This window comes from Metabacillus sp. KJ11-3, from assembly GCF_055808295.1.
Genome location: NZ_CM147865.1, coordinates 2,754,570 through 2,776,022 on the forward strand (window position 1 = coordinate 2,754,570; position 21,453 = coordinate 2,776,022).

Here is a 21,453-nt window from a genome sequence, read left to right on the forward strand (position 1 = left end):
TTTCTTCCTATTAAGGAGTTGTTCTTTGTGCTTCAATGGGTAAAACGTCATTTAATTTTAGTACTTTGTATTATAGGAATTCTTTCTCCAGTTGTAGGTATGATGTTAATAGATATCTTTTACTTTAGTACGATCGTCGGGTGGATCAATGGCTTTTGTTGCTTCGTTACATCCTATATCATCCTTAGCAAACGCCCAGATGAAGAAGAAATTTCCGTACAAACTTCAGAAGAGACCATTAAAATGTAGCACTAAAAAGAGGGTGACTCAAAAGGTCGTTAAATGACGACTTTTTGAGCACCTTTTTCTTATTTGTTTTTGAAAAGAATCAAATAGTGGGATTTTTTTAATGAAATGGGGTATTCCTCCCTCCTTATTGGTATCTATTTTTCTCTCTTTCTTTATTTCCCTCCCCGCGGAAAGCAAGTGTCTGGAGCGCAATGGAATGTCCCAGTTTATACGTTTGTCTGAATTAAAAAGGTCAAAATATGAAAAAAGGCTAACCCAAGGTCTAAAATCTAGACTTTTGGGTCAGCCCCTTACTTTATTCACCTCTTAATAAACGTAATCCATTTAAGATGACTAAAATTGTGCTTCCTTCATGTCCTATAACACCCAAAGGTAAGTCAAGTACTTGAAAGAAATTCGAACAAATTAATAAAGCAATAATAGACATTGAAAACACAATATTTTGTTTAACAATCCGATTCATCTGTTTAGATAAAGTAAATGACGAGGTTAACTTGGAAAGTTCGTTTTTCATTAAAACGATATCAGCAGTTTCAAGAGCAACATCTGTTCCTTCTCCCATTGCGATACCTACATCTGCTGTTGCTAATGCTGGAGCATCATTAATTCCGTCACCAATCATCGCTACATTTCCATACTTTTCTTTCAATAATTTAATTTCTGTAACCTTATCTTCTGGTAAGCATTCTCCTTTAAATATGTCGATATTTAACTCCTTCGAAATGGCCTCTGCTGTTTCTACACTATCTCCGGTTAACATTACAGCTTTAATTCCATTGTTTTGCAACTCTCTAATAGTAGCTTTAGCCTCATCCCTTACTACATCCTTTAAAGCAATGATTCCGATGATTTCATTCTCACGTTGAACATATACAATTGTTTTTCCATCTCTCGAGAGAGTCGTATTAATACCTAAATGAAAAGAATCTGCTGCATCCCTTCCTACAAAATCTGCTTTCCCAATTTTCCACTGTACACCATGAATATTTGCCTTTACACCAAAACCTGACTTTTCATCAACCGATGTCATTTTTGCTGCTTCAGTAGGGAAATCTTGATTGATTTTTGCAACAATTGCTTTTGCAAGTGGATGGTTTGATTGATTTTCTATTGATAGGACCGCTTCATAAAATTCTTGAAGATCTGCATTCTCTAATGTCAAAATATCCGTTACTTCCGGTTCACCCTTAGTTAATGTACCTGTTTTGTCAAAAACAACAACATTTGTTTTACTTAATCTTTCTAAATGCATACCACCTTTAAATAAGAGACCTTTTCTTGCACCATTTGAAATTGCAGATAGTGTTGCAGGCATAATTGATGCAACAAGTGCACATGGAGAGGCCACAACCATAAGCACTAACGCACGGTAAATTGTTTCGTTCCAACTCCATCCCAGTAAGTAATGAGGCAATACCATCATTAAAGCAACCAACATTAAAACAGCTTTAACATAAGTCCCTTCGAATTTTTCAATGAATTGCTGGGATGGTGACTTTTCTGACTGTGCTGATTGAACAAGGTCAAGTATTTTTTGAAACATCGTTTCAGTGCTTTTTTTCATCACAGAAACAGTAATGGAACCATTGCCATTTACTGTTCCAGCATACACTTCATCATTTACCTCTTTTTCAACAGGCATTGACTCACCAGTTATCGCAGATTGATCAATTGACGTCCTACCTGACAAGATATATCCGTCCGTTGCAATTCGTTCACCCGGTTTAACTAAGATCGTATCACCAATAGTTAACGTAGACACATGTACGCGACGTTCTTTTCCATTTGTTATGAGTAACGCTTCTTCAGGCTGCAAGCTCATAAGTGCTGAGATTTCACGCTGACTTTTGTTCATTGTATAGGTTTCTAAAGCACCGCTTAATGCAAAAATAAAAATTAGTATTGCTCCTTCAGCCCAATATCCAATAATCGCAGAACCAATTGCAGCAAATATCATCAGCAGTTCTACATTTAATGTTCGCTCTGCTATGGTTTCCTCTATCCCTTCCTTAGCCTTTGCAAATCCCCCAATAACAAAGGCTAATATAAATAAAGGAATTGCTATATTTTCATTTCCTTGCGAGTTTAAGTACCAGCCAATCCCAATTAGAATTCCGGAAATAATAGCATTAATTAATTCAATATGTTCTACCCATTTTGTATAAAACTGATTTTTAGTTGATTCAGTATGATGTTCAATTTCTGTAACATTGTTTATTTCCATGTTCTCCACTCCTCTAATTGAGAATAAGATTCATCATCATCTTCTCAATAATGTCGCATTTTTCTTTTTAAACCACTTAAAACACTTATAATTTAAGGTATAATATGATTATAACAAATACCAGTTCATTTTCAAGTAATAATTATTATAATTATTACTTTATAATAATTATTGATAACGATAATTCTTCTCACTATCTCTCATTACCCCTATGTATAATAATTTAAGCTAATTAAATAAAGAAACAGTCCCATATGTCCTGTTTCTTAAAGTTGATCAATTAATTGTTGCAGCATATCAGCTGTAACTGGACCTACTACCTTTTTTGTAATGATTCCTTTTTTATCAATGATAAAAGTAGTTGGTATACCAATAATATTATATTTTTTCGCAACCTCACCATTCACATCCAATGGTACAGTAAATGGAATGTTTGACTGATTAATAAATTGAAGGACTCCTTGCTTACTTTGTTCTGATGCAGTTAAGTTAACAGCGATTAATTCAATATCACCACCTTTTTCTTTGTAGAATGTTTGTAACTCTGAAATTTCTTCCTGACAGTATGTACACCATGTTGTCCAGAAGTTTATTACAATTATTTTCCCTTTTAAATCCTCTAGTCGAATACTTTTATTTAAATTAGATTCCAACGTAAAATCAATTGCTTTTTCACCTTCATTTAAGGCACTCACCTTTGAGACATTATTTATTGCAAATCCAATAATCAGGAAAACAAAAAAAACAATCTGATAACATCTTTGTTTATTCAATAGAATCACCTTCCGTTGATTGACTTGTTATTACTTTTACCAACAAAAAAAGGTATGTATACATATCAGCATACATACCATTAAATAGTTAATTTTTTCCTTAAAAAATATACACTCACACCCAACTTATTACAGATCGTTACATAATGCATGAGCATAAGAAGGACTGCCCCCATATTCATTCCGAGAATAATACCCTTCATTTGAAGTGTTTCCATTGATCCAAGCACATACATCATCCCAAAAGAGATCATATGTGACCATACAGTATGAAAAAGAGCCTCCTTAACCAGACCAAGCCCAATTAAATAAGCCTGCATCGGAATAATAAAGAAATGAAATAGAAAGTAAGGCCATAGCAGCTTTAAATAAATAGATGCTGCAGTAGAATCAAAGAACAAATGTGTCAATGGTTCAGCATAAACATACATGACTACCATTGAAACTGCTCCATATATCATCGTTATCATCATGGATTGCTGCAGAAGCCGGATTAATTTATTGGTCTCATTATTCGCGTAAGCTTCAGATACATTTGGAATTAGCATGACCATTAAGGAATGTCCAATAAAAGCAGGAAAAAACCCAATTGACATCGCCACACCTGCGAGCATCCCATAATGTTCATTCGCCATTACCGTGGAAAAACCTGCTGCAATTAATGCTCCCTTGACTAAAAAGGGCTGTATTGCATGTGTTAAAGAATGAAATAGTCTTAAACCCGTTGTAGGAAATGAAACAGCAAACAAGGCCCGACGAACCTTGCTGCCTCTAATAAATTTCTTTTTTTCCTTACTAAGAATTTGAACTTCTATAAAATACATAGCAACTAAATAGGTACATACAAGCAGCTCACTTCCTATTAAGGTGGCTAAGGCTATTAACAGCGCTACTTCTAAGTTAAAATGAAAAGATTGATAAACCCAATACAAAATAGCCAACTGAACAACTTTTTTAAGAAAGTTCGAAACTGCTATTTTGCCCATATGCTGAACACCCATAAAATAACCTCTAGCGATGGATGAAAACGCAATAACAGGTATAAGCAAAATAAAAAGCCACTTTACATATGGATGGTATCCTTGAAAGATCGGTAAATACGGCAATACGATTGCAGCAAACACCGTAAACAAACAAGTGAAAATAATGGTTAGCGTTAATGTGTGCTTTAACATATGATAATGTGTTTCACGATGTTTCTCAGCAATAAACTTTGAAATAGAAACAGGGAGCTCTAGACTTGCAATTATGACAATGAAGAAGATGATGGGCAGAATAGACATGTACTTCCCCATACCTTCTTCACCAAGCTCCCTCGCTAAAATCATGTTAATGACAAACTCCAAGCATTCTCCAAAAAAGGCGGCAATAACTAGCAATAAAGTTCCTTTTACAAAATTATTCATGATGTCTTTGTCCCCTTATCTTTTACAATCCGTTTGTAAAGAATATGAGACAAGGTTCTTAAATAAAACAAGCTTTCGTACTTTTTATTAATTTTTACGTTTGTCTATCCCATTCATCATATGCTAATCAATAACACCCGTTTCTGAAATTATAACATCAGCGTGAACATCTACTACTAGCTCAGGAATTCTTTCCCTCCACTCTTTAATTTTAAATGTGCGAATTTTTGACCGGAGTTCATCCCCAATTCCAATTGGATCGATCTTCAGTTCCTTAAACTTTTGAATTAACGCAGTTGATTCTTTTTCTACTTGACTCTCAAAGGCCTTCGCGAGTTGTTCCTTTACTTGTGGTGTAATTTTCTTACCTGTGTATTCATTAATAAACCCCTCAATCTTCACATCAATTTTTACCTTTAAGGGATTTGTAGAAATCACCTTTAGCTTTCTTGAAGAAGATATACTTTTAACAACAGCTGAATCTTCTGAATCAGGGACTTCTACGATGTGTGAACCCTTTGTATATTGATCTGTAAGAACTTTAAAAAACAACAACTTGTTATTCGGTAGTTCTCCTACAACCTTTTTATCATCCATTAAGACAATTCCATCAATTTCAACACTTCCGGTTTGTTCATTTTTCTTTAAGATAGGGAGAAAAGGGTCCTGTCCTTCCGAATAATGTTGATACAAAAATAAATGGAGATTGGTTCTAGGCAAATCCCTACTTAATTTATTATGTAAAATTAAGTTTGTTAAATATTTAGCCGCACCAACTGTGGCAAATTCTGCTTCCAGTATATTATTAGCATCACCTCTTGTTACCGCTAACAATAATCTTTCTCCAATGGAAGCATCACGCTGCAAGGTATCAACAATCTCAGATAATCCTTGTTTTGCTATTTTTTCACCGAACAGGGCAATTTGCAGCTTCCCGATAACTAATGGATCTGGAGATTGCTTCTGCATTTCTGACAATACATCTCTACTAAGCTTTGACTCGGATACCATTAGGTAATCTGTAACTGGTTGATCTTTCATGTATGTATTAACATTGGCAGACCCCCGGATTTTCCCATCTTCAGTTAAATCAAATCCGACTGCAACGACTAAATTCACATCATCAATAACTTCCTTTTCCACACAACCAGATAGGAGAAGGATCATAACCATCGTTAATAATAACTTCTTCCTCATCTTATTCTCCCCTTTACTTTTCTCGTAATTATATTAAAAATATAGATAAACGGGATATAAGTAAACATCATATAAAAACCTAGTCGACCTACTAAATCATTTAAAACATTGATTTGTTCTCTTGTTTGAGAAAAGGAAACGACTAAAAATGCTCCTAGCAGCACAATGGGAAGGACTATTTTTTGATTCACTTTAAATGTATCTTTTAAACACCTGCTAGCACACCATAAAGTTAGACAAATATTAGGCAAAATAATTAGACACCAATTCGCAATTCCTATATATTCGAAGCGCTCAACAAAAGGCATTTCAACAATTTTCCATATTGTCAATGTAGCCCATACATTTTTTTGTAGCTGTTCTTCACTAAAATAAGCAAGCGAAACCAACATAATTAATGTATAGATGACGGTACTAAACGCAACAGCTATATGAGCCCACTTTTTTGATTTTTCAGGCTTTTTAATAAACGGATAAAAAACAAGTAATGCCTCAAATCCGACGATTGTTAGCGACATATCTTTTGTGGACTGTGCAAAATCCTTAATTGAATGATTTAAAGGTGGAGCAAGGTTACTTAAATCTGAAAATTCAAGTGGAAACAGAAAGGTTAACAATACATAGCCCGGCAGAATTACTCCAAAGAAGCTGATTCCTGTAACAACCCGAAATCCACCAGAAATGATATAGTAGACAAGTAGTAGAAAGACAAGCGTAAACGCCCATACATTCAAATCTTGAAACATCCATACTTGAACAATTTCAATATAAGTTCTGAGAACTGTTATGGCTAATAAACAAAAGTAAAGTGCTAAACCTACACTCAACAATCCTCCAATCCATTTACCAAAAAGATTTCGATGAACTGTAATTACGTTTCCGCCTGAATCCTTTAGAATTTTATAAAGCATCCATACGGAAATATGGACTAGGATACCAGCTAAAATAACACTAATCCAAGCATCTCTTCCTGTTTTTTCAGCCACAATTCTTTGAAACCCTAATACTCCAACTCCAAATTGAAGTGAATGAATTAAATAAAAGACTAAAAAATGAGATACTTGAAAACGTTCTGCTATCTTAATCATGGTATCACCTCACTTATTCATCAATATCCTTGTTTTGCTTGGCTTTTTTAATTGAAAAGCGAATTGGCTTTCCAGGTCGTAATTGTTGAGGACGCTTTGCCATTAAGGAAAATGGCAAACGAATTAATGAATCTTTCATATCAGCTGTTCTTGGTGGATAGATCGGCTCTAAAAAGGTCGTCCCAGCGATGTTAACTTCAACAAATGGGTCGTTAAAAAACAAAAACAAAGCACAATCCCTAATAATCCTAGCCACTCTGCAAAGAGCAAAAAAGGGAATCTAAGCATTCGAATCGTATTGCCCATGGCATAAATAGGTGTAGTAAATGAAGCTAGTGCGGATAACGCCACAATAATAAGCAAAATATTACTTGTTAATCCTGCTTCAACAGAAGCAGTTCCGATCACAATTCCTCCAACGATACCGATTGTCTGACCAACCTTTGTTGGAAGTCGTGCTCCTGCTTCCCGTAATAGTTCAATCGTTAGTTCTAAAAATAACGCTTCTAATAAAGGAGGTAACGGAACCTCTCGGCGAGAGGAAATAAGTGTATTTAATAAATCATTAGGTATTAACTCATAATGATAAGTTAAGGCAGCAACATAAATGGGTGTAATTAAAATCGAAAAAGCAACGGCAAACAATCGAACAAGCCGGATAAATGACGCATTTAACCAATTGTAGAAATAATCATCAAATGCTGAAAAAAATTCAACTAACGTGGTAGGTCCGATTAGTACATGTGGTGAACCATCTACCATTACACCTACTTTTCCTTCAGCTAGAATAGAAGCAACCCGATCAGGTCTTTCTGTATCTAATAGCTGAGGAAATGGTGAATTATGATTATCTGATATCATTTGGGTAATAAACGAACTATCACTTATTTGATCAAATTCAATTTCATTTATCCGCTGCAAAATAGTTCGGAAGTTCTCTTCATCTACAATTTCTTCAACACATAAAATGGCGACTTTCGTTTTGGAGAGATCTCCTATCTGAAGCTCACGGATTCTTAATTTCTCATCAGGTATTCTTTTGCGAATTAAATTTATGTTAGATTCAATCGATTCTACAAATGCTTCTTTTGGCCCTACAACACTAAATTCGACCTCTGGAAGTGAAACATCACGGGCTTTATTAAGGGTTGCCTTTATGAGTAAACAATGCACACCATATTCTGTTAACGTGACCATAATATATCCATCAAGCAGCTTGTCTTTAATTGTGTTTGTATCTGTCGTTAGAAGGATCTCTTCGATTGGAATAGCATTCTTCAATCCTAAAAGTGATTTCCAATCGTTACTTTTTAGTGCTGGCAATATCTTCTTTTGTAGAGTCTCCGTATCAACTAATGTACGAAAATACGAGAACCAATATTGAGTATGGTCATTCTTATCACTGTATTGAATAAAATCTGAAGACGTTCTCATTTTATTGACAACTTGTACAATTGGTTCCTGCACTATGTTGTTATTCGACATTTTTTTATCCATTTATCCACTTTACACGCTCCGTAATATCGTTTTTTTTAGGTTTCCAACTTTTGTTAGAATTATGCAGCGCAGCCTTTTGATTAGAAAAGCACAATGTGCCCACCTTTCCTCTTATAACCTCGAGCCGGTGGCGCCTGAGGTTAATAAACACCAAACTTAGAACTAAATTCTATACCTTCTTATCTTTTAAGAAGAAAAACTTGGCTTAACACCAATTCCTACTGGTGAAATTCTTACTTTTCCCTACCCATTCAGATCATATAAAAATACAAAAGGAGCACCTCCTTAGGTACTCCTTTTATCATCATACTATTTAGCAAAACGATGGTTACCGATTGTAATGGTTACTTCTCTTGAAGTAATCCAAGTGCTTTTCGCTGTTTTGGGATTATAAAAATAGAGAGAACCGTTCCCCATTCCACGGAAAGCTAATGCTTCTTTCACAGCTTCTTTTGCAGATGAATCCGCCGGTTGATTAATGGCTCCGTTTTGAACGGGTGTAAAAGCATAATAGCCTTGATCCTTTTGATATATGACACTTTTTATATCATTCGGAAATAATGAACTATCAACTCGGTTTAGTACAACAGAGGCAACCGCTACTTTCCCTGCATAAGGCTCACCCTTTGCTTCAGCATGTACTAGCCTTGCTAATAAATCCATCTCAGCATTTGTTACATTCTGCGGTATAACTAATTTTTCACCTACTAATAATAAATGGGATGTTTTTTTGTTTGTTGACATTAACGATTTTACGGGCACTCCATATTTTTTGCCAATTTTCCAAAATGTATCACCTGTTTTTACTTGATGTGTTGTTGCAGCATTAGCTTTTGATTGTGGTGCAGTAATCGCAACAAGCGATAAAGCTAATGTTGAAACAGCAACAAGTTTTAGGACCATTTTTTTCATAGGTTTGTTACCTCCTAAAGATTCATAAGTTAATAATTTTGATCTTGTTGTTCTCGCCACATACACAAGCCTAACAGGATCACTCTTTAATAGCACTCATCAAAATCTGGTAGACTTACCAAAAGTTATTAATAGGTTTACGGACAAAAAAATAGAGCCTAGAAGAAGTGATACTAACTTCTCGGCTCTTTTAAATAATGATAGACAACATGTCCACCTTGTTTTGCAATACCGCGAAAATGTTTAAAATCCTCACGCGCTACGAGAACATCACGAAATGGCAAGAATTGTTCTTTTGCAACATAATATTCGTGTAATTCTCCCTCTTTTAATTTATTAAGAATGTCATTAATTGTTTGCTTGTCCATCATTTTTCCTCACTTTATAAGCATTCAATGCTTCATTATAGAAAAAAGGGTGTTTATTTGCAAGGATCTTATTTAGATGTTTTTAACCAAGTTTCCAATCGCTTAAACTCCCTCTTGGCATCTTCCATTCCCATCATGTATAGATCTTCAAGTTTGGTTTGATTTCTCTCAATTCTGCCCACTTTCAATTTTGAGCTTGGCCTAATCACAAATACTTTACCTTCTTTTTCCTGTACCTTAATATGTTCAAGTGTGTCATTGTACATCTTATATCTAGCTAAGATGGCTTCGATTAATTTAGGATATTGCCGATAAGATTTATTAATTAACCACCTAATGTTTGATTTTTTCTTGGAGTAGGATTCTTCTCTTGTTAGCACAATAATATTACGTTTGTTTCCGTCTTCTTCCGCCTTTTTAATTGGAACAGAATCAGTGATCCCTCCATCCAATAATTGTTTTCCTTTATATTCAACAACAGGAGCTATAAAAGGTAATGAACTTGATGCACGGATAACCGTTAACATATCTTTTCCATAGTCCTTTTTATTAAAATAAACCGGCTGACCTGTTTGACAATCCGTTGCCGTTATGACAAATTCTTCTGTACCCTTATAAAAGGTTTCATAATCGAATGGAACAAGTAAGTTAGGAATTTCATCAAATATAAAGTCCATGCCAAATAATTGACGATGCTTTATATAGTTTTGAAGAGAAAGATATTTTGGGTGTGTAACATAATCTATATTCACCTTACGGTTTCTCCCTCGTTGTCTCGATAAATAAGAAGCTCCAAAGCATGCACCAGCTGATACACCAATAACATATGGAACGTACAAATCCTGTTCCATAAAAACCTCTAAAACACCAGCTGTATATATCCCTCGCATCCCTCCGCCTTCTAATACTAAACCTGTGTCATCCATGTTGAACGCTCCTTCACTTTAACTCTTTTTTAATATAACATAAATAACCTTTTTGATCAGTTATTGAGTTCTACTAATCATCGACTCTTTCCTTTGATGTGTGAGGTAAAAGGCATTTGTCATATTTTTGAAAAAATAAGTAAAAACGCTTTACTTAGTAAAAAAAATAGTGTTAAATAATTCTAATAGAGATTTTCTATTATTTTATTAGCGCCCTTGGCTCACGGCGTTAAGCGTATACAGATGATTAGAATTGAAAGAGATAAAAAATTTTAATCGTATAAGAATATGTAAAGGAGCGAGGCAATGAAAATCGCTAAAGTTGGCAGTATCATTGAATTTAAAGACGGTTTAACAGGTGTTGTTGAAAAAGTAAATGAAAATTCCGTAATTGTTGATCTCACGTATATGGAGAATTTCCATGATTTAGACCTTGATAGACGTACGGTTGTTAATCATAAAAACTATAAAATTATTAAAGATTCATTTTCTTAATAGAAAAGCGACGAGAAGGATGGTTAATCCTTCTCGTTTTATTTTTCATCTTTACTATCAAGAAATGGGGACAAAAAAGTTTGCCCGCATACTTTGCACGCATAGTCACCAGCATATTCTCCCAAAAAACGCTGTTCAAGCTGAAAATGTTCACACTCTCTTTTTCCCTTTTCCTCCCATTCCTTTCGCAATTTAGCTGCTTCATGGAACTCCATTAAATACACCCCCAAAATAAATCTCTTCTTACATATTCTTATTTTATTGATTTTTATTAGATGCTATGCTATCAATCAATGATGAATAAAATTCACGATAACACTTTACAGTAAAATGAACTTATCCCAAAGTATTTGCAAGCAAGGAATGGATTGCTTCATAAGGGGGCAAATAAAAAATAGTTGCATACACAATATTAAGGAAATAATTGTGTCAGGAGTGAAAAGATGTTACAGGTTACAAATAATAAAACCAGCCCCTTCCCCCTTAGTAACCAAGCAAAAATAGAGACGAATAAATCTACCAATAAATTGGTTGGCTCAACAAACTACATTAAAGGAAAAAGTAATTCCCACAAAATAAAAATGGCAACTATTCCATTTTCCAGTTATATTCATATTGATTCTTTTCTTAACAATCCTATTTATGGAAATAAAATAAAACAGAATATAAAATTATTTGATAAAAAAAGACGATCATCACGTTGATCAACAGCAATTTACTACTACTACGTATTATCAGGATCAACCATTTTGCAAACTTGTCCGTTCCGATATCCGGTTAATGACTGATTTAAACAAAAAAGGGATACAACAGAATCAGTTAATTGAGACTTTACCTAATACCTTTACACCAATTCACACTGGACAGTCCATCTCAACAGAAACCCTTACTAACTTAGAACTCGGAGATACCCAAGTGTACCCTAAAGCATTACTTCCGATTGTTCTTGGTGAGTACAAAACAGATATAATTATTCATTCAACTATTCCGTTCAAAAAAGGGATTACAAACATTGTTGATGTTACTAAAGAAGTCGTATTAACAAATTGTAAATTTCTCCCCACGGATTATTCTCTTGATTCAAATAAAATGAAAAGACATGTTTCAAAAGGAACATTATTTATTGAAGGTTTTATTGATGAATCAATAGAATTTATTCCCGCGTTAAATTTAGACCAAAAACCGCCAAGAGAATGGATTAAAAAGATATGTTACCAAATTGATCAGGTACTTATTGTTGAGCTGCAACTTCTTTTGCTCCAGCAGCAGGTTATTAATTCTAGTAGTTCGTCTAGTTAAAAGCAAAAACACACGACCCAATCAAAAAATTCCACTATTAAACTAGTAATATTCATCCAATCATAAAAGAAGAAATTGTATATCCTATTGTATAAAGTTTAATTCTTTAAATAGTAAGTAGGAGGGAATATTAATGGGTTTTTATCCTAAAGGTAATGGTAAATCAAAGTGTGTTGGTGCAAAAAAAATAATTGTGAAGTGAAGGCTCGTACAGAGACACAACTTCCTGTTTCAACAGGTCCAGCTGTTGTGAATCCAAACCTGGTTAGTCCGCTAATCAAGGTTCCTCTTGTTTTGGCAGAACCTACAATCCAGGTCGTAGTAGAAGCGGATATTCCGCTTAATCCTCCAGCAGGCGAAATTAAACGAGTTTTAAAAGATGTATTTTTAACTCAATGCAAACTTGTACCGGTTGGACCTTTCACAGAAATTGGTGATACAGGATTCTTTACTTCTGCAGGAGCTAAATTATTTGTAGAAGGTTATATCCGTAAAAACATTGAATATGCAACAAAAGAATGTTACGGTTCAATTCGTACAACTACAGCAAAAGTACCTTTCTCAGGTTTTGCTGATATTTCTGGAGAATTATTAAATGATCCAATCTTTGGATTTGGTGAACAAAGAAGAGCTCAATTTATTGATCCTGTTGGTTTAGAATCACCTCGTTTAGATAAGTACTTCTTTGAAAATAGTGTACTTTACAATGAACAGCCATTCTGTGAACTTATCGGAGCTGACTTCTTTGAATTAGACTTTTCTCCTCATCATCACAACGGACCAGCTAAGTGCTTTAGCACATTACGTGAAAAAATTGTTATGGACGTTACTTTAAAAGTATTACAATTCCAACAAATTCCTCTTAATGGAAATGGTGATGAGTAATTTATTCCGATAAGGAATACTCAAGTAATCAATAAACCCTTGTAAGAAAGCATTTGTCATTAAATATACAAAAAAGATAAGTTGAGTATACTAATCACTCAGCTTATCTTTTTTACTATCTATTATCTACTGTTTCAGGTACAAAATCATGGTTCATTAAACGGTATTGGAATTTCCTCAAAGTTTCTTTTAGATATTCTTTGACAACTCATTTAAATTGTCTACTACTTGATATTTTTCCAATTTCACATCCCTAATCGTTTTAAATAAAGTTTAGATTTAATGGAGAAAGAAAAGACACCCGTTATTGAGTGTCAATTCATCAATCCTTCATCAATATATACTTCCATTCCCTCTTCTTCTAAGCATTCACCAAAGAATTTAACGGCTTTCTTATAATCATAATTGATAATATTAAGATCTTGATCATCTGCATCGTATACAGCTACTACCGCACCCTTTACATAAAGGTTTATGTAATCATCAGTTCCTTTTAAATTTGCTTGCACACTGAATTCCTTGCCTTTTATCGTTTCTTCATTTGCTTTTAATGCTTTAGATAATAAGTCTTTGATTTCGTTCATTAGAACAACCTCCTATAGGTAACTTCTTATAGGTTTTATCATAACGAATTGTAGTTTTGCAAGTTTCACTCAAAAAAAGTGCTTTAGAAAAACAGAACTCCTTTATTAGGATTGATGTTATTAGAAACAAAGAATCAAAGAAAAAAGGATATGACTGTTAGAATCATCTGTAAGAGCGTCTTACTATACAACAAAAAAGGCACCCAAAAGGATTGCCTCTAAAAATCAAACTTATTTAGTTCAATTTCAACTTAAATATCGTTATACCTTGTATCACAGTGACATCATACATATCTGTGTGACACGTCACAACTTATCTTTTTTACTATCTATTATCTACTGTTTCAGGATACAAATCATGATTCATTAAACGGTATTGTGCCATTTCTTCATATTTTGTTCCAGGCTTTCCGTAGTTTGTGTAAGGATCAATTGAAATCCCTCCACGTGGCGTGAATTTACCCCATACCTCAATATAACGTGGATCCATTAATTTAATAAGGTCGTTCATAATGATATTCATGCAGTCTTCATGGAAATCTCCATGGTTTCTAAAACTGAATAAATATAACTTTAGTGACTTACTTTCAACCATTTTTTTATCAGGAATATAGCTAATATATATAGTGGCAAAATCGGGTTGATTTGTTATTGGACATAATGATGTAAATTCTGGACAATTAAATTTAACAAAATAATCACGATTAGGATGCTTGTTATCGAATGATTCCAGAATATCAGGTGAATATTCAAATAAATATTTGACTCCTTGATCCCCTAATAATGTTACATCTTTTAATTCTTCGTTTTTTCTTCCTGCCATGATTTGGCCTCCTTACATTCTTGATTACACACCACGTTTATTTCCCCATACTAACGTATGAAGCTGTGGTAAAACACGCACATTATTTAAATCTGAATCTACTATCACTTGGTCAATGAGCCACTCGTATTTTTTAAGCAAGTGTTGGACAAGATGATCTGTATCAGAACCATGAACATCTTCATTTCCTACCTGCAGGTAAAATGGAATGTCCCGATAACGTTTATGAACATTCTTTGCATAAAAAAGATCTTGTTCGTTAAACACAACAACCTTTAAACTTATAGACTGAGAGGTTTCTTCTCTCGTTAACTTATGAATAATGTGGTCGAGTTTTTCAAAATCGGTCTTCATACCAGAGCTAGGCGGCTTAGGTGAAATGGTTAAATCATCGATTTGCTTTAACCACTCTTGGTAACGACTGCCTTGTGTCTCAATTGCAATCTGCTTTCCATTATCTTTTAGCAAGGTAACGAACTCTTGAAGGTTTCCTAGAAGAGCTGGATTTCCTCCTGAAATGGTAACATGTGAAAAGCAATCTCCACCTAATTCAACTAACTCTGACCAAATTTCTTCTGCTGTCAATTGTCTTATATCATCTTTCGCAGATCCATCCCAGGTAAAGGCTGAATCACACCAATTGCAAGAATAATCACATCCCGCAGTACGAACAAACATTGTTTTTTGACCAATAACCATTCCTTCACCTTGAATGGTTGGTCCGAATATTTCTAATACCGGTACTTTCTTCACGCTTGTTCCTCCTTATTTTTCGGGCGGAACACTACATAGCTAGTCGGTGTTTCTCTAACGAAAACTTGAACACATTTAGGTTTATTTTCTTTTGTATCCAAGTCTTTTTGTATCACTTCATATATTGCTCTTGCCACACCTTCGGTTGTTGGAAAGTAATTTGAATCTTTATCTGAAAAAAGATCTGTATGTTCATTTAATAGTGAGTGATCAAATCGGTTATGGATTAATTTTTTTAATGAAGCAAAATTCACTAAAAATCCAGACTCATCAAGCTCATTCCCAGCAATGGTGATGTTAACAAAGTACGTATGGCCATGGACTTTCTGACATTTCCCTGCGTCCTCATGTGGAATATAGTGTGCTGCAGCAATATGCATATCTTTATTTAATTCAAATTGGAAAGGGTGCTGAACTTGAGGATATATTTGTTGCATCATTGCTCTTTCACCTCACGATCAGACAAGTACTCATCAAGTCCTTTTTGACGTAATTCACATGCCGGACATTCCCTACATCCCTCGGCAATGATGCCGTTATAACATGTAAGTGTCTTATGACGGACAAAATCGAGAACACCAAGCTCATCTGCCATTTGCCATGTCTCAGCTTTATTAATCCACATTAGTGGTGTATGGATGACAAACGAGCGATCTAAAGCTAGATTTAACGTCACATTACATGATTTTACAAATGCATCACGACAATCTGGATAGCCGCTAAAATCAGTCTCACAAACACCTGTTACAATATGTTTTGCCCCAATTTGATTTGCTAAAATAGTGGCAAACGATAAAAACAGAAGATTACGACCAGGAACAAAAGTTGACGGAAGTTCTCCTTCCTTTTGTTCAATCTCAATATCCGATCTTGTTAATGCATTCGGAGCTAACTGATTTAGTAAGGACATATCTAAAATATGATGTTGAATCTCCAATTCTTTCGCAATAGACTTGGCAACCTCTATTTCTAAGCTATGCCGTTGATTATAATTGAACGTAACAGCCACTACTTCCTTAAACTGCTTTAACGCCCAAAACAAACAAGTTGTGCTGTCCTGTCCACCACTAAAAACAACAACCGCTTTTTCATTCTTCATCTAAACCGTTCCCTTCTACATGATCTTACGTGTATAACAGTGAGTATTTAACATAAACTTTACATATTAGAAATTTTAAAATTATATTTACAAAATAAAAAAACACCTTCGAATTCATATTCGAGGTGTTTGCTATAGCTCATCTATAATAAAACTTATATCTCAAGAACAGATATTATAGTTTTTTATAGAGGGTTTAGCTAGAACCTCTCCCGATTTATGAGAATCGGATTTTTGTTAAATTTTCAACTAAGAAAATATATCATGAATATATTTTTTTGCAATGAATTTATCTATGGAGGACTTCGTATGTCACTAAAGCAAATCCTCATTCGAGTTCGAAGCAGTTTCTGGTACTTACCGACTGTTTATAGTATTATTGCCTTTATTTTAGCAATTATCAGTATGGTTATTGATAGGTTTATTCTGTCACATGATTTTTCTATACTATTACCAAATGTCTTTTTATCAGATGTAAATCTTGCCCAAACCATTCTTAGCTCATTATCCACTTCACTATTAACAATGACTACAATAACGTTTTCATCAATTCTAGTCGTATTAACTACTTATCTTTCTCAATTTTCACCCAGAACTCTACAAAATTTTATCACTGATCACCACACACAGCGTGTACTGGGTATTTTTATAGGTGGATTTATTTATACAATCATTTTATTACTGCTCGTTAGAAATAATGAAGATCCTTCATTTTATATTGTTCCAACATTCGCTATCATTGTCTCCATTATTTGCTTAGGAATGTTCGTTTTTTTCATTCATCATGTCACAACATGGATTAAAGTAAGTAACTTAATTTTTCACATCACTCAAAAAACGATTCAATCGATTCATAAACAATTTGTTGATGAAGAAAACTATAAAGAATATCCACCCTGGGAAAATTGGGAGTTTGATGAAATTCAATCGCTTGAACCTTATTTAGTATATAGCAAACGCTCGGGCTATATTGAATATATTGAATTTGATAAATTAATGACTCACTCAACAAAAGATAATCTCATCATTAAAATAGAACAGGATTTAGGGAAATATGTGGATGAATATACCCCACTGTTCTCGATCTGGAGGCTTAAGAATAAAAAACAAGCAGAAATTTATTTATCATATATTACGATTTCATCTGATCAAGAGCCTTTCCAAGATGTTCATTTTGGTTTTCAAAAACTTGTTGAAATTGCTCTTAGAGCAATTTCACCATCCATAAATGATCCATATACCGCAATAAACAGCATTAACCACTTGGCTAAAATTTTTATCGTTACTTGGTAAAAAACATTTAGCAACACCATTTTATTATGATCAGCATCGTCAATTAAGAGTCATTTATGAAAGACCAGGCTTTGATGACTATTTATATGAAAGTTTTTATCAAATACGACATTACGCAAAAGAAGATGTTTCCGTTATGACCGCCATCTTAAAGGCATTGACATACATTGCACAAGAAAATTCTCCTATTATTAAACAAGCTGTCTGGGATTTTTCATATTATATCGTTGAGGGATTAAAAGAAACGAAATGGTTATCGAGAGATCAAGCACACTTAAATAATCATCTAAAAAACATTGCCAAGGCTTGTCAAAAGTTTAACAAATCGGATGAATTGATGTTGATAGAAAAAAGGTGAGAATCTCACCTTTTTTCTTAATGATCTTCTTTTTTACCTGCATCCTGTGCAAGCTGATCAAATGATTTTACTTTACCATGAGGATTTTGTGATTGCTTACGTACAGTCCACTGGCGTTCTTTTTGAGACTTGGATTGTGTCATAATTACTCCCCCAGGTTGCATTTTAGCCTCAATTATGAAGCTTTTTTATGATATCCTCAAAAGGGAAAATCAATTCTCTCTTATAAATCTTTCGAGTGATGTCTTCCTCTGCCAAAAATCAGAATTAACCCGATAATAATTAAGATAGCTGGCCAAAAGGAAAGAATGTTAAAAGTAAAAAGATTTTGGATAAGAAAGACAAAACCTAATCCAGATAATATAAAAATGGGGATAAGCAATCCCACCTCTTTTCCACCAAATAACCATAATTCAAATAAGCCAAATGCAACGGCGAAAAGATAAACAGGCCATGTATAACCGGAAAATGACCAATTTGTCATCTCTTCAAACATAAAGAGTAAACTTAATACAAATAATACACCTCCAGGAACCAACAATCCCGCTTGCTGCTTTTTGCCTCCACTCAAAAAGAATCCTAAATGAAAACCTACTGAAACAAACAACAAAATAATTGGCCAGGAGACACTCCATAAATTACCTATTAGTCCAAATGATTGTAATGAAAAGAATAGTCCTAACCCAATTAAACAGACACCATAAAAAACTTTACCGTTCTTCATAAGTTCCCTCCTCTCACTTTGTATAACTTCTATCTCTATGTTACGTTAAAATATGGGAAAAGTTTCAAATAAAGAAAAAAGAACCTACATGATGTAAGTTCTTTTCACCTCTATGATGTGGCTATTTTTTTATCGAGTAGACTTGTTGTCGATACAACCTGTGGAACTGTTGTAATTTCAAGGGAACGAATGTGATGGTTTTCCATTTCATGAACTTTAAAAATATGGGAATCAAATTCGATAAAATCACCCTTCTTAATATCATATCGTTCTGTCAATACCCAGCCACCAATAGTATCAACGTCAGAATCATCGATATCTACTCCTAATAATCCATTCACTTCGCTAACTAGAACTTTTCCATCAATAATATATCTGGAATCAGATATCTTCTGAATTAAAGGTACTTCATCCGCATCAAATTCATCACGAATTTCTCCTACGATTTCCTCCAAGATATCTTCAACAGTCACTAGGCCAGCTGTCCCTCCATATTCATCAATTAAGATGGCCATATGAATTCGTTCTCTTTGCATTTTCAACAAGAGTTCATGAATAGGAATTGACTCTATCACCTGTATAATAGGTCGAACGTATTTTTCAATTGAAAACGCTTTTTGGTTTTCGACTTGTATAAGATCTGTAAAAATTTCTTTAATATTGACAATACCAACAATGTGATCTTTATCTCCATCTACAATTGGGTATCTTGTATATTTCTCATCTTTGATAATTTCCAATTGCTCATGAATATGTGCATCAATTGATAAAGATACAATTTCAGTACGCGGCACCATAATTTCTTTAGCAATTCGATTATCAAACTCAAAGATTTTATTCACATACTTATATTCAGATTGATTAATCTCCCCACTTTCATAGCTTTCAGAAAGAATAATTCTTAATTCCTCTTCACTATGTGCCAGTTCATGCTCTGAAACAGGTTTAAATCCGAAAAGGCCTGTAATAAATCGAGCTGATCCGTTTAATATCCAGATAAATGGGTACATTATAAAATAGAAAGCCATTAAAGGTTTTGCGAACCATAAACTAACAGCTTCAGCCTTTTGAATAGCAACTGTTTTAGGTCCCAATTCTCCGACAACTACGTGTAAAAACGTAATTGATGTAAAGGCAATTGCAAATGATAACACAGTAGCTACAGATGTAGGCAGTTCATATTGCTGAAACAAAGGTTTTAGCAAATGTTCAATCGTAGGTTCTCCAAGCCACCCCAAACCTAAAGCTGTTATGGTTATCCCTAACTGACAGGCAGACAAATATTCGTCAAGATTACTAATGACTTTCTTTGCAGCGCCTGCCTTTTTGTTTCCTTCTGCAATTAATTGGTCAATACGAGAGCTCCTAATTCTAATAATTGCAAATTCAGAAGCAACGAAAAAACCCGTAAGAGCGATTAAAATTGCAACAAGCAACAAATTCACTATGTCCAAATAAGCTTCCTTTCTCCGTTATTAACGGAAAAGGAGTCACCTCCTGAGAGTCAAATCATAATAAAATGTTTTGTATTAATTTACATGATCATTATCTGCGTCCGCTTGGAGTACAATAAGGGATGCGATAATTGTATTTATTTTTAACACTGCCCCATATTATCACCCCACAGTTTTAGTTAGAATTATCATAATATGAATGAAACTCTTCAGTCAAACATAACACTTTGCCGATTTCTTAAATAAATATGTGATAATTCGTTTAATAATACCTTTTCTAATGAAAAACCACTCATTATGACCCGAAATGAACATATTTACCACATTTTAAGGAATGTTTGTTAGATTTTGAAAAAACACTTATACTCAATTCTTAATAAAGCATCCTTTTCCTTTAATATTTAACCTTTATTTAATCATATACTGAAACAAAAAACCCGCCAATCGGCGAGTAAGATTAGATTACAATAATTTCACAATTTTATCGAAGTCCCTATATGAATCTAAGTAAAAATCCGCTCCTTGTGAATGATTTTGAAAAAGACATGTCAAAATTCCAATTTCCTTTGCAGGTAAAATATCCAACAAACGATCCCCTATTGCTATATCTAATTGATATTTCTCATGTAAATATCGATAAGATGCTGAATCCGGTTTTCGCGGAAAACCATCATCGCCTGCCACAATTTCATGAAAATAATCATTCCAATTATAGTAGTCTAAAATTAACTTTACTTCATCTCTCGGCTTATGTGTCATAATCACATTTATATTTGCATTCATAAGAATTTTTTCAACATAAGGAAATGGCTTTTTCATTTTTGGAGAAAGAGATTTTTCTTTCTCTTTAAACATATTAATTTGTTCTTCTGACAAATTAAAATATTTTGCCGCATGACGAAAAGATACTTTAAGCTGTTTAAGAATGTCTTTTTTCTCTGCTCTCTCATGCAAAAGATCATGCATAACAAGAGTAAATGCAGGATATGTATCAAATAAAGTTCCATCAAAGTCCCATAAGATGTTCATTTTACTCACCTGTTATT

General features: G+C 34.0%; 25 protein-coding genes and 2 pseudogenes. 8 read left to right on the forward strand and 19 right to left on the reverse strand.

The window, feature by feature from the left end; genetic code table 11:
• Positions 1–27 precede the first annotated feature (27 nt).
• Entirely contained in the window at positions 28–249 is a 222-nt protein-coding gene (locus AC0L8O_RS14000; protein WP_473443122.1) for a hypothetical protein, read from the forward strand.
• A gap of 295 nt (positions 250–544) precedes the next feature.
• Here AC0L8O_RS14000 and AC0L8O_RS14005 read toward each other — a convergent pair whose 3' ends face one another.
• The 9 genes and pseudogenes from AC0L8O_RS14005 to AC0L8O_RS14045 all read right to left on the reverse strand — a co-directional run bounded on the left by AC0L8O_RS14005 (position 545) and on the right by AC0L8O_RS14045 (position 10,640).
• Positions 545–2,473: a heavy metal translocating P-type ATPase gene (locus AC0L8O_RS14005; protein WP_473443124.1), complete on the reverse strand. Its 1,929-nt coding sequence runs from the start codon at positions 2,471–2,473 to the stop codon at positions 545–547.
• Between the two features lie 266 nt (positions 2,474–2,739).
• The gene (locus AC0L8O_RS14010; RefSeq protein WP_473443126.1) at positions 2,740–3,246 is read right to left on the reverse strand and encodes a TlpA family protein disulfide reductase; all 507 of its coding nucleotides are present in this window, start codon (positions 3,244–3,246) and stop codon (positions 2,740–2,742) included.
• Between the two features lie 80 nt (positions 3,247–3,326).
• A complete protein-coding gene (locus AC0L8O_RS14015; RefSeq protein ID WP_473443128.1) occupies positions 3,327–4,652 on the reverse strand; it encodes a polysaccharide biosynthesis protein in 1,326 nt (441 codons plus the stop codon).
• 123 nt (positions 4,653–4,775) lie between these two features.
• On the reverse strand, positions 4,776–5,849 hold the full coding sequence (locus AC0L8O_RS14020; protein ID WP_473443130.1) for a Ger(x)C family spore germination protein: 1,074 nt from the start codon (positions 5,847–5,849) through the stop codon (positions 4,776–4,778).
• On the reverse strand, positions 5,846–6,937 hold the full coding sequence (locus tag AC0L8O_RS14025) for a GerAB/ArcD/ProY family transporter (RefSeq protein WP_473443132.1): 1,092 nt from the start codon (positions 6,935–6,937) through the stop codon (positions 5,846–5,848). Before AC0L8O_RS14025 ends, AC0L8O_RS14020 begins: the two co-directional genes overlap by 4 nt.
• A gap of 13 nt (positions 6,938–6,950) precedes the next feature.
• Positions 6,951–8,371 (reverse strand): annotated as a pseudogene (locus tag AC0L8O_RS14030) (spore germination protein).
• 372 nt (positions 8,372–8,743) lie between these two features.
• Positions 8,744–9,346: a cell wall hydrolase gene (locus AC0L8O_RS14035; protein WP_473443134.1), complete on the reverse strand. Its 603-nt coding sequence runs from the start codon at positions 9,344–9,346 to the stop codon at positions 8,744–8,746.
• 173 nt (positions 9,347–9,519) lie between these two features.
• Complete coding sequence (locus tag AC0L8O_RS14040) at positions 9,520–9,717, reverse strand: hypothetical protein (protein ID WP_473443136.1); 198 nt, start codon at positions 9,715–9,717, stop codon at positions 9,520–9,522.
• A gap of 65 nt (positions 9,718–9,782) precedes the next feature.
• Positions 9,783–10,640, reverse strand: coding sequence for a patatin-like phospholipase family protein (locus AC0L8O_RS14045; protein WP_473443138.1), 858 nt, complete (start codon positions 10,638–10,640; stop codon positions 9,783–9,785).
• 306 nt (positions 10,641–10,946) lie between these two features.
• On the opposite strand from AC0L8O_RS14045, the gene AC0L8O_RS14050 reads away from it, so the two are divergent.
• The gene (locus AC0L8O_RS14050) at positions 10,947–11,135 is read left to right on the forward strand and encodes a YkvS family protein (protein ID WP_026559928.1); all 189 of its coding nucleotides are present in this window, start codon (positions 10,947–10,949) and stop codon (positions 11,133–11,135) included.
• A gap of 38 nt (positions 11,136–11,173) precedes the next feature.
• On the opposite strand, the gene AC0L8O_RS14055 is transcribed toward AC0L8O_RS14050, so the two are convergent.
• Positions 11,174–11,350, reverse strand: a complete 177-nt coding sequence (locus AC0L8O_RS14055; protein ID WP_473443140.1) for a hypothetical protein — start codon at positions 11,348–11,350, stop codon at positions 11,174–11,176.
• Between the two features lie 228 nt (positions 11,351–11,578).
• On the opposite strand from AC0L8O_RS14055, the gene AC0L8O_RS14060 reads away from it, so the two are divergent.
• The 3 genes from AC0L8O_RS14060 (at position 11,579) to AC0L8O_RS14070 (ending at position 13,319) form a co-directional block, all read left to right on the forward strand.
• Positions 11,579–11,839 carry a DUF7852 domain-containing protein gene (locus AC0L8O_RS14060; protein WP_473443142.1) on the forward strand — a complete coding sequence of 87 codons (261 nt, stop codon included), beginning with the start codon at positions 11,579–11,581 and terminating at the stop codon, positions 11,837–11,839.
• Entirely contained in the window at positions 11,811–12,434 is a 624-nt protein-coding gene (locus AC0L8O_RS14065; RefSeq protein WP_473443143.1) for a BC_2427 family protein, read from the forward strand. Before AC0L8O_RS14060 ends, AC0L8O_RS14065 begins: the two co-directional genes overlap by 29 nt.
• Before the next feature lie 198 nt (positions 12,435–12,632).
• Positions 12,633–13,319, forward strand: coding sequence for a CsxC family protein (locus tag AC0L8O_RS14070; protein ID WP_026559931.1), 687 nt, complete (start codon positions 12,633–12,635; stop codon positions 13,317–13,319).
• Positions 13,320–13,633: 314 nt separating this feature from the next.
• Here AC0L8O_RS14070 and AC0L8O_RS14075 read toward each other — a convergent pair whose 3' ends face one another.
• From AC0L8O_RS14075 to queC, 5 genes are all read right to left on the reverse strand, one after another.
• Positions 13,634–13,903, reverse strand: coding sequence for a hypothetical protein (locus tag AC0L8O_RS14075; protein WP_026559932.1), 270 nt, complete (start codon positions 13,901–13,903; stop codon positions 13,634–13,636).
• A 325-nt stretch (positions 13,904–14,228) separates the two neighbouring features.
• Positions 14,229–14,726: a preQ(1) synthase gene (gene queF, locus AC0L8O_RS14080; RefSeq protein WP_026559933.1), complete on the reverse strand. Its 498-nt coding sequence runs from the start codon at positions 14,724–14,726 to the stop codon at positions 14,229–14,231.
• A 24-nt stretch (positions 14,727–14,750) separates the two neighbouring features.
• The gene (queE, locus tag AC0L8O_RS14085; protein ID WP_473448890.1) at positions 14,751–15,425 is read right to left on the reverse strand and encodes a 7-carboxy-7-deazaguanine synthase QueE; all 675 of its coding nucleotides are present in this window, start codon (positions 15,423–15,425) and stop codon (positions 14,751–14,753) included.
• Between the two features lie 50 nt (positions 15,426–15,475).
• Entirely contained in the window at positions 15,476–15,919 is a 444-nt protein-coding gene (queD, locus tag AC0L8O_RS14090; protein ID WP_026559935.1) for a 6-carboxytetrahydropterin synthase QueD, read from the reverse strand.
• Complete coding sequence (gene queC, locus AC0L8O_RS14095) at positions 15,916–16,578, reverse strand: 7-cyano-7-deazaguanine synthase QueC (RefSeq protein ID WP_473443145.1); 663 nt, start codon at positions 16,576–16,578, stop codon at positions 15,916–15,918. The genes queD and queC overlap by 4 nt, the downstream gene beginning before the upstream one ends.
• A gap of 309 nt (positions 16,579–16,887) precedes the next feature.
• Between queC and AC0L8O_RS14100 the strand changes: the two genes are divergently transcribed.
• The 3 genes and pseudogenes from AC0L8O_RS14100 (at position 16,888) to AC0L8O_RS14110 (ending at position 18,229) form a co-directional block, all read left to right on the forward strand.
• Complete coding sequence (locus AC0L8O_RS14100; protein WP_473443147.1) at positions 16,888–17,871, forward strand: DUF2254 domain-containing protein; 984 nt, start codon at positions 16,888–16,890, stop codon at positions 17,869–17,871.
• A gap of 34 nt (positions 17,872–17,905) precedes the next feature.
• Positions 17,906–17,974, forward strand: a pseudogene (locus tag AC0L8O_RS14105) (hypothetical protein); the annotation flags it as partial.
• 33 nt (positions 17,975–18,007) lie between these two features.
• A complete protein-coding gene (locus AC0L8O_RS14110; protein WP_473443149.1) occupies positions 18,008–18,229 on the forward strand; it encodes a hypothetical protein in 222 nt (73 codons plus the stop codon).
• Positions 18,230–18,246: 17 nt separating this feature from the next.
• On the opposite strand, the gene AC0L8O_RS14115 is transcribed toward AC0L8O_RS14110, so the two are convergent.
• The 4 genes from AC0L8O_RS14115 to AC0L8O_RS14130 all read right to left on the reverse strand — a co-directional run bounded on the left by AC0L8O_RS14115 (position 18,247) and on the right by AC0L8O_RS14130 (position 21,436).
• A complete protein-coding gene (locus AC0L8O_RS14115) occupies positions 18,247–18,372 on the reverse strand; it encodes a DUF6254 family protein (protein ID WP_226530086.1) in 126 nt (41 codons plus the stop codon).
• An 80-nt stretch (positions 18,373–18,452) separates the two neighbouring features.
• Positions 18,453–18,953, reverse strand: coding sequence for a hypothetical protein (locus AC0L8O_RS14120; RefSeq protein WP_473443151.1), 501 nt, complete (start codon positions 18,951–18,953; stop codon positions 18,453–18,455).
• Positions 18,954–19,063: 110 nt separating this feature from the next.
• Positions 19,064–20,407: a hemolysin family protein gene (locus AC0L8O_RS14125; RefSeq protein WP_473443153.1), complete on the reverse strand. Its 1,344-nt coding sequence runs from the start codon at positions 20,405–20,407 to the stop codon at positions 19,064–19,066.
• A gap of 462 nt (positions 20,408–20,869) precedes the next feature.
• A complete protein-coding gene (locus tag AC0L8O_RS14130; protein ID WP_473443155.1) occupies positions 20,870–21,436 on the reverse strand; it encodes an HAD-IA family hydrolase in 567 nt (188 codons plus the stop codon).
• Between the last annotated feature and the right edge of the window lie 17 nt (positions 21,437–21,453).